Below are 14,546 nucleotides of genomic sequence, written 5' to 3'. Positions count from 1 at the left end.
GTCGCGCGGCCGTCGTCACGCACACAGGATAGCCTCAGGCCGCTTCTGGACGCGGCAGGTCGAGATCCTTCATCACGTCGCGCATCAGGCCGTAACAGCCGCAAGACGCCTGCTCCAGACCGTCGCGGTCCAACACCTTGACCCAGCCGCGTCCGCGCTGGATCAGATCCTTGCCCTCCAGCACCGTCCCGACCTCGGAAACCGTCGCCCGGCGTACCCCCAGCATGCCGGCGATGTCCGCCTGCGTCAGGTCAATGCGGTCGTCCTCGGCCCGGTCGTGCAACATCAGCAGCCAGCGCGCCAGCCGCTCGTCCAGCCGGTGCTGAGCGTTGCAGGCGGCGGCCTGCTGGACCTGGGCCATCAGCCCCTCGGTGAAGCGCGACAGGGCCAGACGCAGGCTCTCGCTCGCATCCAGCGCCTCGCCGAACACCTCTGCGGAACAATAAGCCGCGACGCCGTCGCGCTGGGAAATGGCGCGACTGGCCGCGCGGGCGTTCAACGGACCGCAGGTCACGCCGATCAAGCCTTCGCGGCCGATCGCAGCGGTCTCGACCATCTTGTCGTCCGACAGGATGGTCATCAGCGACACTACGCCCTTGATCGGGAACCAGACCTGATCCACCGACTCGCCGGCGTCGTAGAGCATTTGTCCGCGCGCGATCTCGCCCTGTTTCAGGTGCGGTTCGATCCGCTTGCGATCGGCCGCATCCAGGGCGGCGATCCAGAGATTGTCCATCTTAACCCCACTGACGATCGGAGACGCCACAGAATGACATCTCGCCGGCCCTGAGAACGCGGAAGCTTGACCATGAGTTCCCAGGGCGAGATCCCGCGAAAGTCTCGCCGCTTGCCGAGGTCCGTCAGGCGCCTTACGCCGGAAGAAAAGAGGAAACGCGATGACCGACACTCGTCTTGACGTAGCGGAAACGCTTAAGGATTTGTCTGGCTGGCGCGCTCATGAAGGCGACCGTCCGGCTATCGAGAGAACGCTGAAGTTTGCGGACTTCAACACGGCGTTCGGCTTCATGACCCGCGTCGCTCTGATGGCCGACAAGATGGACCATCATCCTGAATGGTCGAACGTCTATGACCGGGTCGAGATTTTGCTGACGACCCACGACGCCGACGGCGTGACCGACAAGGACGTGACCCTCGCCCGCTTCATCGACGAAGCCGCCGCCGGCATGGGAGTGAAGTCGTGAGCGGCCCCGAACATCTAGGTCGCGTCGCCGGCAAAACCGTCCTGATCACCGGCGCGGCCGGCGGGCTGGGCGAGGCCATGGCCTTCATGCTGGCCCGCGAAGGCGCGCGCGTCGCCGTCACCGACATCGACGGCGACCGGGCAGCCGCCCTGGCGAGCCGCATCAATGACGAACGCGCCGGCGCAGCCGTCGCCTATGCCCACGATGTCGCCGGCGAGGCTGATTGGGAGCGGGTCGTCGCCAGCGCCGTCGCCGATCTCGGCGGCCTGTCGGTGCTGATCAACAATGCCGGCGTCGGCGGCCCGCTGGCCTTCGTCGAACAGGACACGGTCGATAACTGGCAGCGTCAGTACGAGATCAACCTGCGCTCCATCATGCTGGGCGCCAAACACGCCATGCCGCATCTGCGCGCTGCGGCCCCCGCCTCGATCATCAACATCTCCTCCATAGCCGGCCTGGTCGCCGCCCCCGGCATGGGCGCCTACAACGCCACCAAGGCCGCCGTCTGGATGTACACCAAGACCCTGGCGCTGGAGGCCGCCAAGGCCGACTGGAACGTGCGTTGCAACTCGGTCCACCCGGTCTTCATCAGGACCCCGATCCTGGACCCCTTCATCGCCATGGCCGGCGGCGACGAGGACAAGGCCCACGAACGCCTGGCGCGCGGCATCCCGCTGAAGCGGATCGGCGAGCCCGACGACGTCGCTTATTGCGTTCTCTACCTGGCGTCAGACGAGTCCAAGTTCGTCACAGGCTCGGAGTTCAAGATCGACGGCGGCATGACAGCGCAGTAGGGCGCTGACGCTATTCCTTTCCTTCTTGGGCCTGACGCGCTTCGCGCTGCTTGAAGCCCGCAGGGATGCCGCCTGAAGCCGAAGATCCCGACCTCGTCGCTTATTCGGGATTGAGGCCACACGCGCCTTGCTGTAATCGGCCCTTTCCGGCGTCACGCCGCATGCGCACCCGTAGCTCAGCTGGATAGAGTACTGCCCTCCGAAGGCAGGGGTCACAGGTTCGAATCCTGTCGGGTGCGCCACTCTTTCCCATTGACTTGTCGTCGTATGAATCCGTCGCCCACCACGGCGATGGCTGGTCCGCGGCTGTTTCGACCACCTCACAGGCCAGCAGCGATCAAAAAGCGATGCCTGCGGCCTATTGACCTTTCGTGACGTTATCTCATAACACGACAACATCACTCCCCGAAGGTCACTGTCATGCGTCCCTCTTCCGTCTCGCGCTCGCTCCTTCTCGCGGCTGTCGGTTCCACAGTTCTGGCGGGCGCCGCCGCAGCTCAGTCGACGAATACCCCCGCCGAGCTTGACGACATCGTCGTCACGGGCGCGCCCTACGGCATCAGCCAACGGGCCTCGGTCATCGCGACGGACGTGGTAGACGAACAAGCCTTGGCCACCGCGCCGGCCGCGTCGCTGGGCGACCTGCTGAACGGTCGCCCCGGCATCCGCTCCACCGACTTCGCGCCGGGCGCAAGTCGCCCCGTCATTCGCGGCCTCAGCGGGCCGCGCGTTCAGGTGCTGACCAACGGCATCGGCCTGATCGACGCCAGTTCGGTGTCGCCCGACCACGCGGTCGCGACGGACCCGGCCGAAGCCAACCGCATCGAGATCATTCGCGGCCCCGCCACCCTGGTCTATGGCGGATCGGCGATCGGCGGGGTGGTCAATGTGCTGGACAACCGCATCCCGACTGAAATCCCCGAGGGCGGCATCTCCGGCGCCGTCTCGACCCAGGCCTCCAGCGTCGATGACGGCCGCAGCGCCTTCGGACGCGTCACGGTCGGCAGCGGCCATTTCGCCTTCAACGTCGATGGCGTGAAGCGCAAGAGCGACGACTACGACATTCCGACCCCCGCCATTTCCGCCCGGCGCGCCGCCGCCGAAGGCATCGCGCGCGGCGACGGCGGCAGCCAACCCAACAGCTATAGCGACCTGGAAGCCTGGGGCGTCGGCGGCAGCTATGTCGGCGACAAGGGCTTCGCCGGCGTTTCCTACAAGAACACCGATAGCGAATACGGCACGGTCGCCGAGGAATCCGTCTTCATCAAGCTGAACCAGAAGCGCTGGGATGCGCGCGGCGAATACCGCTTCGACGCCGGCCCCTTCGCCGCCCTTCGTGGCTCCTATGGTCACGCCGACTACACCCACACCGAGTTCGAGGCCGTGGGCGAGCCCGGCACAATCTTCAACTCGGACGGCTGGGAGGGCCGCGCGGATCTAGTCCAGCGCGAACGCGACGGCTGGAACGGCGCCGTCGGCGTTCAAACCCTGTCCCGCAACTTCGAGGCCATCGGCGAGGAAGCCTTCGTCCCGACCGTCAAGATTGACGAACTGGGGATCTACACGGTGCAGCGCCTGGACCGGGGCAACCACGGCTTCGAGGGCGGCCTGCGCTATGATCGGCGCGAACTGAGCGCCACGCCCATCGGCGAGACCAGCGAGGTGAACCGCGAGTTCGACAACTGGTCGGCCTCGGCCGCCGCCTTCATCCGCCCGACTGCCGGCCTGTTCCTGGGGCTGAGCCTGGCCCACAACGAGCGTGCGCCAAGCGAGGTCGAGTTGTTCGCCGACGGCGTTCACATCGCCACCGCCGCCTACGAGACCGGCGACCTGAACCTGAACTCAGAAAAGGTCACCACGGTTGAGGGCACCGCTCACTATGATCGCGGCCGCTTCACCGGCGATCTGCACGTCTATCACTCGTGGTACGACGGGTTCATCGACGAGCGGCCGACGGGCGAGGAGTTCCTCTTCGAGGAGGAGAACGAGACTTTCCCCATCTATCGCTTCGTCCAGACGGATGCGAAATTCTACGGATTCGAGCTCGAAGGCGCCTATGCCCTGTGGCAGGACGGCGACCGCAAGCTGTCGCTGGAAGCCGCCGCCGACTATGTCCGCGCCCAGACGGACTTCGGCCCGGCTGCACGCATCCCCCCCTATTCCGTCACCGGCCGCCTGACCTGGACTTCGACCCGCTTCGACGCCAGTGCCGAGGTCCGCCATGTCGGCGAACAGGACCGCGTCGCCAACGAATTTGAACTGCCAACCGACGACTACACCCTGGTCAATGCGTCCGTCGCAGTACGGCCCTTCAGTCAGCAGAACGTCACCCTGTTCGCCGAGGCGCGCAACCTGACAGACGAAGAGGCCCGTGAACACGTATCCTTCCTCAAGGACATCGCACCGCTTCCCGGTCGCAACCTGCGTGTAGGCGTCGCCTATCGCTTCTGATTAGAACGACTATCCGGTGGGAGTCTGGCCCATGTTAAAATACCCACAAACAGTCGATCAGGCTCGGCATTTCGCCCCAGATACCGATGCAACTCGGCCAGCACCGGACTTGGCGATTGCAGAAGGTCGGTCTGCCCCCTGTCACAGCGGTGATCCATGACACGCTCGCGCGTGCTCCAACACCTACTTAAGTGTCGCGCGCTCGAAGTAACGTGCCTCTGAGTTTTCATCCAACGGCGACCAGAGTTCTTGGGTTAGTTACGCCTCGGAGCGTGGGGTGAGCAACAGGTCGGACGGCGCAGCGGGTCAGCCTGTTGCGGTCAGGCTGGCGGCAAAGGCCTCCGGGGTCAGGTAGCCGATCGATGAGTGCGGCCGGTGGCTATTGTAGTCCAGCGCCCAGGCAGCGACCTTCTGGCGGGGCGTGATCGAGACTAAAAACGGGCTCTCGTTGAGCAGTTCGTCGCGCATCCGCCCGTTGAAGGATTCCACAAATCCGTTCTGGGTGGCTTTGCGGGGCGCGATGTAGCGCCAGTCGACGCCATGATCCTGCGCCCAGGATGGCCGTGGACGTGAACTGACTGCTACGCGCCGCCCTTCGGGTCCGTGCCGTTGTCGCTGACGATCATGGCGGGACGACCCCGCCGAGCGATCACTCTCGCCGCGTGGTGGAAATTCTCAGGGGCACGTCAGGCGGAAAAAGGCAACGCTGAGTCTACTGTGCAATCGGTGAAAGTTCTCCCCGTGTCCGGCAAGTGAAGCGCTTGTTAAACAAGAGATGAGGTTTCGACCAACTTGTGGCGGAGATTCTCGATGTCTTATCGACATGGATTACCAGGGCGAACCGCAGATCATTAGAAACATTCAGCAGCCGATATCCGCATCATCTCCGACATGAGGATTTATGGGCCGCAGCTCAGGCATTTGGGTACGTCCCACGCCTCACACGGCTGTAATGCCATCATTGCAGCCGAATGCAGCTGACATTGAATTCCCGGGAAGCCTGCGAACAATTTCTGTGGTGACGCGTTCTCGGTGCATGACTGACCAGGAACCGCGCCAAACCCCGATCGGCTATGAGGACGGCCCCGACAAGCCGACCAAGGGAGCCTTCCGCATCACTGCACTTGCAATCGCCGTTGCGGCGCTTGTTTGTCTGGCTCTGATCGCGGTTGTGGTTTTGCGCGGGAGCGGGATTTAGCCGCTGCTTGTCGTTCAGGCAGCAGAAAGCCCCACGGCTGGTGCTGTGGGGCTTTCTGAAAGTTTGGGTGCGGGAGTAGGATTTGAACCTACGACCTTCAGGTTATGAGCCTGACGAGCTACCGGGCTGCTCCATCCCGCGGCAAACGGTAGTGTCGTGAAGGAAGAACGGTTCGAGAAGCGCCCTCAAGCAGCGCGAAGCGCGTTAGGGCGAATATCATGTGTGCTTGGTAGACCCGGCGACGACCTACTCTCCCGCGCCTTGAGACGAAGTACCATTGGCTCTGGAGGGCTTAACGACCGAGTTCGGAATGGGATCGGGTGGGGAACCTCCGACATAGTCACCAGGTCAACCAAGCACACATGATTTCTTGCTGGGCCTATCGCGCTTACGCGCTACTTGAGGCCGATCGCTCTCTAGTAGGCCGAGGGCCGATAGAGCGAGCAAGAACAACATCCAAGCTCAAACAGCGCGAAGCGCGGTAGCTTGAACAAGGATTGCGAAGAAGACATTGTCTGAGATTGCTTCAGTCAAGGAGCAATCATCGAATGAGTTTTGCTGAGAAACGATCAAACCGATCGGATTATTAGTACCAGTAAGCTTCATGGGTCGCCCCACTTCCACACCTGGCCTATCAACGTGGTAGTCTTCCACGATCCTCAGCGAAGCCTTGTTTTGAGGTTAGTTTCCCGCTTAGATGCTTTCAGCGGTTATCTATTCCATACTTAGCTACCCTGCTGCACAGCTGGCGCCATGACAGGTACACCAGAGGTATGTCCATCCCGGTCCTCTCGTACTAGGGACAGATCCTCTCAAGCTTCGAACACCCACGGCAGATAGGGACCAAACTGTCTCACGACGTTCTGAACCCAGCTCACGTACCACTTTAAATGGCGAACAGCCATACCCTTGGGACCTGCTCCAGCCCCAGGATGTGATGAGCCGACATCGAGGTGCCAAACTTTGCCGTCGATATGGACTCTTGGGCAAAATCAGCCTGTTATCCCTAGAGTACCTTTTATCCGTTGAGCGATGGCCCTTCCACTCGGGACCACCGGATCACTATGGCCGACTTTCGTCTCTGCTCGACTTGTCAGTCTCGCAGTCAGGCGGGCTTATGCCATTGCACTCGACGACCGATTTCCGACCGGTCTGAGCCCACCATCGCGCGCCTCCGTTACACTTTAGGAGGCGACCGCCCCAGTCAAACTACCCACCACGCCATGTCCCGGGACCGGATAACGGCCCTCGGTTAGACGTCAACGACAGTAAGGGTGGTATTTCAAGGACGACTCCACCAGAGCTGGCGCCCCGGTTTCATAGTCTCCCACCTATCCTACACATACGGTCGCTAACGCCAAGGCGAAGCTATAGTAAAGGTTCATAGGGTCTTTCCGTCTGACCGCGGGAACCCCGCATCTTCACGGGGAATTCAATTTCACTGAGCCTATGCTGGAGACAGTGGGGAAGTCGTTACGCCATTCGTGCAGGTCGGAACTTACCCGACAAGGAATTTCGCTACCTTAGGACCGTTATAGTTACGGCCGCCGTTTACCTGGGCTTCAGTTCGTCGCTTTCACAACTCCCTTTAACCTTCAGGCACCGGGCAGGCGTCAGACCCTATACGTCGCATTGCTGCTTCGCAGAGCCCTGTGTTTTTGCTAAACAGTCGCTACCCCCTGGCTTGTGCCACTCAGTCCTGCTTGCGCAGGGTGAGTCACGCTTATTCCGAAGTTACGCGTGCAATTTGCCGAGTTCCTTCAGCATAGTTCTCTCAAACGCCTTGGTATGCTCTACCTGACCACCTGTGTCGGTTTCGGGTACGGTCTCTGCTGGAGTTATTTCCTGGGACAACGCCCCCGCACACACAATCCAATAAGTGGGTACGAGTTAAGCCATCCGTCACTTCCAGCTGGTGCAGGAATATTTACCTGCTTCCCATCGACTACGCTTTTCAGCCTCGCCTTAGGGGCCGACTAACCCTGCGCAGATTAGCTTTACGCAGGAACCCTTGGTCTTTCGGCGGGAGTGTCTCTCACACTCCTATCGTTACTCATGTCAGCATTCTCACTTCCGATACCTCCAGCCAGGCTCACGCCTGACCTTCACCGGCCTACGGAACGCTCCGCTACCGCTTGCAGTAAACTGCAAACCCATATCTTCGGCGCACGGCTTGAGCCCCGTTACATTTTCCGCGCAGGATCGCTTGATCAGTGAGCTGTTACGCTTTCTTTAAAGGATGGCTGCTTCTAAGCCAACCTCCTGATTGTCAAAGCAATCCCACATCGTTTCCCACTTAGCCGTGACTTGGGGGCCTTAGATGATGGTTAGGGTTGTTTCCCTTTTCACGACGGACGTTAGCACCCGCCGTGTGTCTGCCCGATAGTTCTCTTGGGTATTCGGAGTTTGGTTAGTATTGGTACCGCTCGCGCAGCCCGCAACCATCCAGTGCTCTACCCCCCAAGGAATTCGTCGGACGCTCTACCTAAATAGATTTCGCGGAGAACCAGCTATGTCCAGGTTTGATTGGCCTTTCACCCCTATCCACAAGTCATCCCAGAATTTTTCAACATTCACGGGTTCGGTCCTCCAGTTGGTGTTACCCAACCTTCAACCTGCTCATGGATAGATCACCTGGTTTCGGGTCGTCATACGTCGAACTTAGCGCCCTATTCAGACTCGCTTTCGCTGCGCCTACACCTAACGGCTTAAGCTTGCTCGACACATGAAGTCGCTGACCCATTATACAAAAGGTACGCCGTCACCCCGCTTGGGGGCTCCGACTGCTTGTAGGCTTCCGATTTCAGGATCTGTTTCACTCCCCTTGTCGGGGTGCTTTTCACCTTTCCCTCACGGTACTTGTTCACTATCGGTCGTAGAGGAGTACTTAGGCTTGGAGGGTGGTCCCCCCATGTTCAGACAGGATTTCACGTGTCCCGCCCTACTCGAGTCTCTTGCTATTTGATGACTACGGGGCTTTCACCCACTATGGCCGACCTTTCCAGATCGTTCGTCTTTATTTCACAAGAGCACTGGCCTGGTCCCGGTTCGCTCGCCACTACTACGGGAGTCTCGGTTGATGTCCTTTCCTCCGGGTACTGAGATGTTTCAGTTCCCCGGGTTCGCTTAATGAACCTATGTATTCAGTTCATTATACCTTTCAACAATCCGCCAATCGCTGCCCCGAAGAGCAGAGTTGGAAGACTGTAAAGGTGGGTTTCCCCATTCGGAAATAACCGGATCAAAGGGTGCTAGCGCCTCCCCGGTTCTTATCGCAGCTTGCCACGTCCTTCATCGCCTCTCTACGCCAAGGCATCCGTCAGAAGCCCTTCAACGTTTGATCGTTTCTCAGCAAAACTCATGCTTGGTTTATTCCGCCCGACTGGAAAGTTGCCGGGGGACCAAGCCTGATATTTGTCAGACAATGTCTTCTTCTCGAACAAGACCTAAAAGCTCAGGGGAGCCGGTCACGTTCTTCCTTTACGATTTCAATGCACGCCAACCCAAAGGCCGACGGCAAACTTGAATGCGATCACAAGATCCTGGTGGAGCCAGACGGAGTCGAACCGACGACATCCTGCTTGCAAAGCAGGCGCTCTACCAACTGAGCTATGGCCCCGTTCCAAGGAACAGTGCGAAGCCCAGGAGAGCTGTCGGCGATGCCGTCTTGAGGCTGAGAACCCCCAGCGAACCAGAAGTCCTGGTAGGCCCGGGCAGACTCGAACTGCCGACCTTACGCTTATCAGGCGTACGCTCTAACCACCTGAGCTACGGGCCTATGGCAGCGACAGCCGGGTCATAAACACCCAGGCTCGCGATCGCGTCACCAATACAACGACCCGAATGGTCGATGCGTCGATGACGAAAGTGGAAAGAGAAACGGAGACGGCGGCGTTCCGCCGTTTGTGCTCGGCGCTGTGAAGCGCTTCGCTATTGGAGCCTCAATAGACAGCCTCGTGAGAGACGGCCTGGAGAAGCATCCTTAGAAAGGAGGTGATCCAGCCGCAGGTTCCCCTACGGCTACCTTGTTACGACTTCACCCCAGTCGCTGACCCTACCGTGGTCGCCTGCCCCCTTGCGGTCAGCGCAGCGCCTTCGGGTAGAACCAACTCCCATGGTGTGACGGGCGGTGTGTACAAGGCCCGGGAACGTATTCACCGCGGCATGCTGATCCGCGATTACTAGCGATTCCAACTTCATGCCCTCGAGTTGCAGAGGACAATCCGAACTGAGACGACTTTTAAGGATTAACCCTCTGTAGTCGCCATTGTAGCACGTGTGTAGCCCACCCTGTAAGGGCCATGAGGACTTGACGTCATCCCCACCTTCCTCCGGCTTAGCACCGGCAGTCCCATTAGAGTTCCCAACTAAATGATGGCAACTAATGGCGAGGGTTGCGCTCGTTGCGGGACTTAACCCAACATCTCACGACACGAGCTGACGACAGCCATGCAGCACCTGTGTCCTAGTCTCCGAAGAGAAAGCCAGATCTCTCTGGCGGTCCAGGCATGTCAAAAGGTGGTAAGGTTCTGCGCGTTGCTTCGAATTAAACCACATGCTCCACCGCTTGTGCGGGCCCCCGTCAATTCCTTTGAGTTTTAATCTTGCGACCGTACTCCCCAGGCGGATTGCTTAATGCGTTAGCTGCGTCACCGAAATGCATGCATCCCGACAACTAGCAATCATCGTTTACGGCGTGGACTACCAGGGTATCTAATCCTGTTTGCTCCCCACGCTTTCGAGCCTCAGCGTCAGTAATGAGCCAGTATGTCGCCTTCGCCACTGGTGTTCTTCCGAATATCTACGAATTTCACCTCTACACTCGGAGTTCCACATACCTCTCTCATACTCAAGACACCCAGTATCAAAGGCAATTCCGAGGTTGAGCCCCGGGATTTCACCCCTGACTTAAATGTCCGCCTACGCTCCCTTTACGCCCAGTAATTCCGAGCAACGCTAGCCCCCTTCGTATTACCGCGGCTGCTGGCACGAAGTTAGCCGGGGCTTCTTCTCCGGGTACCGTCATTATCGTCCCCGGTGAAAGAATTTTACAATCCTAAGACCTTCATCATTCACGCGGCATGGCTGCGTCAGGCTTTCGCCCATTGCGCAAGATTCCCCACTGCTGCCTCCCGTAGGAGTTTGGGCCGTGTCTCAGTCCCAATGTGGCTGATCATCCTCTCAGACCAGCTACTGATCGTCGCCTTGGTGAGCCTTTACCTCACCAACTAGCTAATCAGACGCGGGCCGCTCTAATGGCGATAAATCTTTCCCCCGAAGGGCACATTCGGTATTAGCACAAGTTTCCCTGAGTTATTCCGAACCAAAAGGCACGTTCCCACGTGTTACTCACCCGTCCGCCACTAACTCCGAAGAGTTCGTTCGACTTGCATGTGTTAGGCCTGCCGCCAGCGTTCGCTCTGAGCCAGGATCAAACTCTCAGGTTGAGTTGACTTCTGACCTAAGCTTAAGAACATCCCGAAGGACGTCTTGGCATTAGTTCTACGTATTTTATTGACGAGTTCCCATTCATCGATCCGAAGACCGACGCATGGTATCTTTTCAAAAAGACCGCAGATAGTCAGTGTCGTATGATGACCTTCTAGGGTCATCGCAAGAACACCGCCGCCTGCGTTTCTCTTTCCATATCAACAATGTCAAAGACCTAAACCGCGTCAGCGGCCCGACTTGTTTAGCGCCGTCGTCGTCGGCGGAGGCGGGGATTTAGAGACCACCGAACCTCATGTCAACCGCTCTTTTCAGAGATCTTTTGGAGAGAAAGGCGAACCCTTCAGACCGCAAGAAACCACCGGAGGAAAGCGAGGCTTACCTCTTAAAACCCGTCGGCGATTCGATTGGAGCGCGGAACCTAGTGAAACCAACCGATGAAAGCAAGAAGTTTTTCGCTTCTCTCTTCCGTGGGACGTTGGAGATTTGCACCCCCGCGGCCCCGTCGGCCAGCCCGTTTCCGAGCGAGGCGGCTCTATACGTAGGGGCTGATTTGTCCGCAACCAGATTCTGACAGGAAGGCGAAAGTTTCTCAAAGACTCATGATCAACGAGCGGCCGCAGCTGCTCAGCCCGCTATGTAAGTGCGGAGACTGGGGGCGGACGGGCTGCTTCAGGCTCCGCCCAGACGGGACATCAGCTCCGGGTCCTGCTCGGAAGCCCTGACCTCGCTGTCGAACGCGAGCTTCGCCTGGGATACATCCGTGAAGGTCAACGGCTCCGCCAAGCGCAGGCTTGAGACGGCGTAGTCTTCGCCCTTCTGTTCGAGAACGACGCCGCTGCGGGCGTGAAGGATACGAGCGTCCGTGGTCATGGGTCTGTTCTCCTGCTTGGATGGAGAACGCGCCAATCGCCGAAACGGGTCGCCCTCAGTCGCCGGACAGGATTTCAGCGATTCGCGCGCTCAGCGTTTCGTCATCCAAGCCGTCGACGAGAATCATCTTCGACCGCGACTGGCCGCCGCGCGTCACGGTCACCGAAGACTTCGACACGCCAAGCCTCTTGGCCAGAAGCCGGGTCAGGGCGTCATTGGCCTCTCCGTCCATGGGACGGGCGCGCACACGCACCTTGAGCACGCGCCGTCCCTCTGCGTCCGCCTCCCAGCCTTCGATGCGATCCACCGCCGCGCCGGGCTGCGGCCTTATGGGCAGGTTCGCCATGCGGTCCTCTGCGGGCAAGAAAAAGGGCGCGGCTCCTTTTCGAAGCCGCGCCCTCTGCACATGGGTCTACCTAAGACTTAGCCCAGGGCCGTCATCAGTTCCGGCACCACGGTCTTGTAGTCGCCGACGAGGCCGTAGTCTGCGACCTGGAAGATCGGGGCGTCAGGGTCCTTGTTGATGGCGACGATAGTCTTGGAGTCCTTCATCCCGGCCAGGTGCTGGATCGCGCCCGAGATGCCGATGGCGATATAGAGCGCCGGGGCGACCACCTTGCCGGTCTGGCCGACCTGATAGTCGTTGGGCGCGTAGCCGGCGTCGACCGCCGCGCGCGAAGCGCCGATGGCTGCGCCCAGCTTGTCGGCCAGAGGCTCCATCACCGCGTGGAATTCGTCCGCCGAGCCCAGGGCGCGACCGCCCGAGACGATGATCTTGGCGGCGCCCAGTTCGGGCCGATCCGACTTGACCATTTCTTCCGACACGAAGGCCGTCTTGGGCGCATCGGCGCCGGCGACGCTCTCGATCGGAGCGGAACCGCCCTCAGCGGCGGCGACGAAGGCCGTCGGGCGAACGGTGATGACCTTCTTGGCGTCGGACGACTGGATCGTCTCGAGCGCATTGCCGGCATAGATCGGGCGCACGAAGGTATCGGCCGATACGACCTCGACGATGTCGGAGATCGGGGCGACATCCAGCTTGGCCGCGAGACGGGGAGCGAAGTTCTTACCGTCCGTCGATGCGGGGGTTAGGATGGCGTCGTAGCCGGCGGCGAGCGGAACCACCGTCGCCTCGACGGCCTCGGCCAGGCCGTGGCCCAAACCCGCGCTCTCGGCCAGCAGCACCTTGCGGACGCCGGCGATCTTGGACGCGGCGTCGGCGGCGGCCTGCGCCCCCTGCCCCACGACCAGAACGTCCACGTCGGACGACAGGCCGAGCGCGGCGGTCACGGTCTTGTTGGTGGTGTCGCGAACGGTCGAACCGTCGTGATCGGCGATGACGAGGACAGCCATGTTACAGCGCTCCTGCGGACTTGAGCTTGGAAACCAGTTCGGCCGCATCGGCGACCTTGACGCCGGCCGACCGCTTGGGCGGCTCGGTGACCTTAAGGACCTTCAGGCGGTCGGCGACATCGACGCCATAGTCGGTGACCGCCTTGACGGCGATCTCCTTCTTCTTGGCCTTCATGATATTGGGCAGCGACGCATAGCGCGGCGTGTTCAGCCGCAGGTCCACCGTCACCACCGCCGGCAGTTCGGCGGCGATGGTCTGCAGGCCGCCATCGACTTCGCGCGTCACCGTCGCCTTGCCTGCATCGATCACCAGCTTGCCGGCAAAGGTCGCCTGGGGCCAATCCAGCAGAGCGGCCAGCATCTGGCCCACCGCATTGTTGTCGCCGTCGATGGACTGTTTGCCCATCAGAACGAGGTCGGGTTTTTCTTCTTCGACCACCGCCTTCAGCAGCTTGGCGACCGCCAGCGGCTCCAGGTCCGTGTCCGACTGGATCAGCAGCCCCCGGTCCGCGCCCATGGCCAGGGCGGTGCGGATGGTTTCCTGGGCCTGGGTCACGCCGATGGAGACCACGACGATCTCGGTCGCTGTGCCCGCAGCATGGTGTTCCTTGCCTTCCTTCAGACGAACCGCCTCTTCGACGGCGATTTCGTCGAAGGGATTCATGCTCATCTTGACGTTGGCCAGATCGACGCCTGACTGGTCCGCTTTCACGCGGGCCTTGACGTTATAGTCGATCACCCGTTTGACGGGGACGAGTACCTTCATGGGTCTATCCGTGAAATCGCCTGAATGTGAGGGCAGGACATGGAGCGGTCGCGAAGGCCTGTCAACGTAACGCGGGGTCAAGCTGTGGCTGCGACCCTCACCCAACGGACCACGAGATGAAGCGTTTCCTGACCTTTCCCCGCCTGGCGATGATTTTCTTCGGCCTGTTCGGCGTCGCCATCGTGGGGATTTTCGTCCTGCAGGATTATTGGGTCGCGCCGGGCAAGCGGTGCGAAGCGGCGGGCAAGTGGTACGATATGGATAGCCGTATCTGCGCCCAACCGATCTCCATCGCCCAGATCACGGGCCGTCCCAACGGCGTGTCGCGCGAGGAAGCCTCAGCCGAGAAGAACCGCGAACTGGTCCGCATCGAACAGGAACTCGCCGCCGAGGGCCGCGCCCGCGCCGCCGAGGTCGAACGCCAGAAGGCGGCCCTGGCGGCCGCACGGCCGGCGGCCTAG

The 14,546-nt window shown here is 60.4% G+C and carries 9 protein-coding genes, 4 tRNA genes, 3 rRNA genes and 1 pseudogene; 5 read left to right on the top strand and 12 right to left on the bottom strand.

All coding sequences use genetic code 11. The features are described from left to right. Window positions 1–34 precede the first annotated feature (34 nt). Complete coding sequence (locus ACZZZD_RS10880) at window positions 35–736, bottom strand: Crp/Fnr family transcriptional regulator (protein ID WP_463434948.1); 702 nt, start codon at window positions 734–736, stop codon at window positions 35–37. A gap of 160 nt (window positions 737–896) precedes the next feature. Here ACZZZD_RS10880 and ACZZZD_RS10875 point away from each other — a divergent pair, with 160 nt between their 5' ends. The 4 genes from ACZZZD_RS10875 (at window position 897) to ACZZZD_RS10860 (ending at window position 4,447) form a co-directional block, all read left to right on the top strand. Further along, complete coding sequence (locus ACZZZD_RS10875) at window positions 897–1,202, top strand: 4a-hydroxytetrahydrobiopterin dehydratase (protein ID WP_463434946.1); 306 nt, start codon at window positions 897–899, stop codon at window positions 1,200–1,202. Next, window positions 1,199–1,996 carry an SDR family oxidoreductase gene (locus tag ACZZZD_RS10870; RefSeq protein ID WP_463434945.1) on the top strand — a complete coding sequence of 266 codons (798 nt, stop codon included), beginning with the start codon at window positions 1,199–1,201 and terminating at the stop codon, window positions 1,994–1,996. Before ACZZZD_RS10875 ends, ACZZZD_RS10870 begins: the two co-directional genes overlap by 4 nt. 165 nt (window positions 1,997–2,161) lie before the next feature. Further along, window positions 2,162–2,238 (top strand) — tRNA-Arg (locus tag ACZZZD_RS10865). A gap of 178 nt (window positions 2,239–2,416) precedes the next feature. Then, window positions 2,417–4,447: a TonB-dependent receptor gene (locus ACZZZD_RS10860; protein WP_463434943.1), complete on the top strand. Its 2,031-nt coding sequence runs from the start codon at window positions 2,417–2,419 to the stop codon at window positions 4,445–4,447. Between the two features lie 321 nt (window positions 4,448–4,768). Here ACZZZD_RS10860 and ACZZZD_RS10855 read toward each other — a convergent pair. The 11 genes and pseudogenes from ACZZZD_RS10855 to ACZZZD_RS10805 form a co-directional block, all read right to left on the bottom strand. Beyond that, window positions 4,769–5,100: pseudogene (locus ACZZZD_RS10855) on the bottom strand (integrase core domain-containing protein); the annotation flags it as partial. Window positions 5,101–5,709: 609 nt separating this feature from the next. Next, window positions 5,710–5,786, bottom strand: a tRNA-Met gene (locus ACZZZD_RS10850). A gap of 92 nt (window positions 5,787–5,878) precedes the next feature. Further along, window positions 5,879–5,993, bottom strand: a 5S ribosomal RNA gene (gene rrf / locus ACZZZD_RS10845). A 217-nt stretch (window positions 5,994–6,210) separates the two neighbouring features. Further along, window positions 6,211–8,988: ribosomal RNA gene (locus tag ACZZZD_RS10840) — 23S ribosomal RNA — on the bottom strand. 200 nt (window positions 8,989–9,188) lie between these two features. Further along, window positions 9,189–9,264, bottom strand: a tRNA-Ala gene (locus ACZZZD_RS10835). 82 nt (window positions 9,265–9,346) lie between these two features. After that, window positions 9,347–9,423, bottom strand: a tRNA-Ile gene (locus ACZZZD_RS10830). Between the two features lie 208 nt (window positions 9,424–9,631). Further along, window positions 9,632–11,092, bottom strand: a 16S ribosomal RNA gene (locus tag ACZZZD_RS10825). Together the 16S, 23S and 5S rRNA genes with 3 tRNA genes alongside form the textbook arrangement of a ribosomal RNA operon. Before the next feature lie 673 nt (window positions 11,093–11,765). Then, complete coding sequence (locus ACZZZD_RS10820) at window positions 11,766–11,966, bottom strand: hypothetical protein (protein WP_463434941.1); 201 nt, start codon at window positions 11,964–11,966, stop codon at window positions 11,766–11,768. 55 nt (window positions 11,967–12,021) lie between these two features. After that, window positions 12,022–12,312: a DUF167 domain-containing protein gene (locus tag ACZZZD_RS10815; protein ID WP_463434939.1), complete on the bottom strand. Its 291-nt coding sequence runs from the start codon at window positions 12,310–12,312 to the stop codon at window positions 12,022–12,024. 77 nt (window positions 12,313–12,389) lie between these two features. After that, window positions 12,390–13,319 (bottom strand): electron transfer flavoprotein subunit alpha/FixB family protein, encoded by a 930-nt coding sequence (locus ACZZZD_RS10810; RefSeq protein WP_463434938.1) that lies wholly within the window; start codon window positions 13,317–13,319, stop codon window positions 12,390–12,392. A 1-nt stretch (window position 13,320) separates the two neighbouring features. Next, a complete protein-coding gene (locus ACZZZD_RS10805; RefSeq protein ID WP_463434936.1) occupies window positions 13,321–14,085 on the bottom strand; it encodes an electron transfer flavoprotein subunit beta/FixA family protein in 765 nt (254 codons plus the stop codon). Window positions 14,086–14,201: 116 nt separating this feature from the next. On the opposite strand from ACZZZD_RS10805, the gene ACZZZD_RS10800 reads away from it, so the two are divergent. Continuing rightward, entirely contained in the window at window positions 14,202–14,546 is a 345-nt protein-coding gene (locus ACZZZD_RS10800; protein ID WP_463434934.1) for a hypothetical protein, read from the top strand.

Source organism: Brevundimonas sp. AC546 (assembly GCF_979258305.1).
This window is presented reverse-complemented; position numbering and strand designations above follow the sequence as displayed.

Coding starts and splice junctions, on each gene's coding strand:
- ACZZZD_RS10800 (WP_463434934.1), top strand. CDS start 14,202: ATGAAGCGTTTCCTGACCTTTCCCCGCCTGGCGATGATTTTCTTCGGC.
- ACZZZD_RS10820 (WP_463434941.1), bottom strand. CDS start 11,966: ATGACCACGGACGCTCGTATCCTTCACGCCCGCAGCGGCGTCGTTCTC.
- ACZZZD_RS10860 (WP_463434943.1), top strand. CDS start 2,417: ATGCGTCCCTCTTCCGTCTCGCGCTCGCTCCTTCTCGCGGCTGTCGGT.
- ACZZZD_RS10875 (WP_463434946.1), top strand. CDS start 897: ATGACCGACACTCGTCTTGACGTAGCGGAAACGCTTAAGGATTTGTCT.
- ACZZZD_RS10815 (WP_463434939.1), bottom strand. CDS start 12,312: ATGGCGAACCTGCCCATAAGGCCGCAGCCCGGCGCGGCGGTGGATCGC.
- ACZZZD_RS10805 (WP_463434936.1), bottom strand. CDS start 14,085: ATGAAGGTACTCGTCCCCGTCAAACGGGTGATCGACTATAACGTCAAG.
- ACZZZD_RS10880 (WP_463434948.1), bottom strand. CDS start 736: ATGGACAATCTCTGGATCGCCGCCCTGGATGCGGCCGATCGCAAGCGG.
- ACZZZD_RS10810 (WP_463434938.1), bottom strand. CDS start 13,319: ATGGCTGTCCTCGTCATCGCCGATCACGACGGTTCGACCGTTCGCGAC.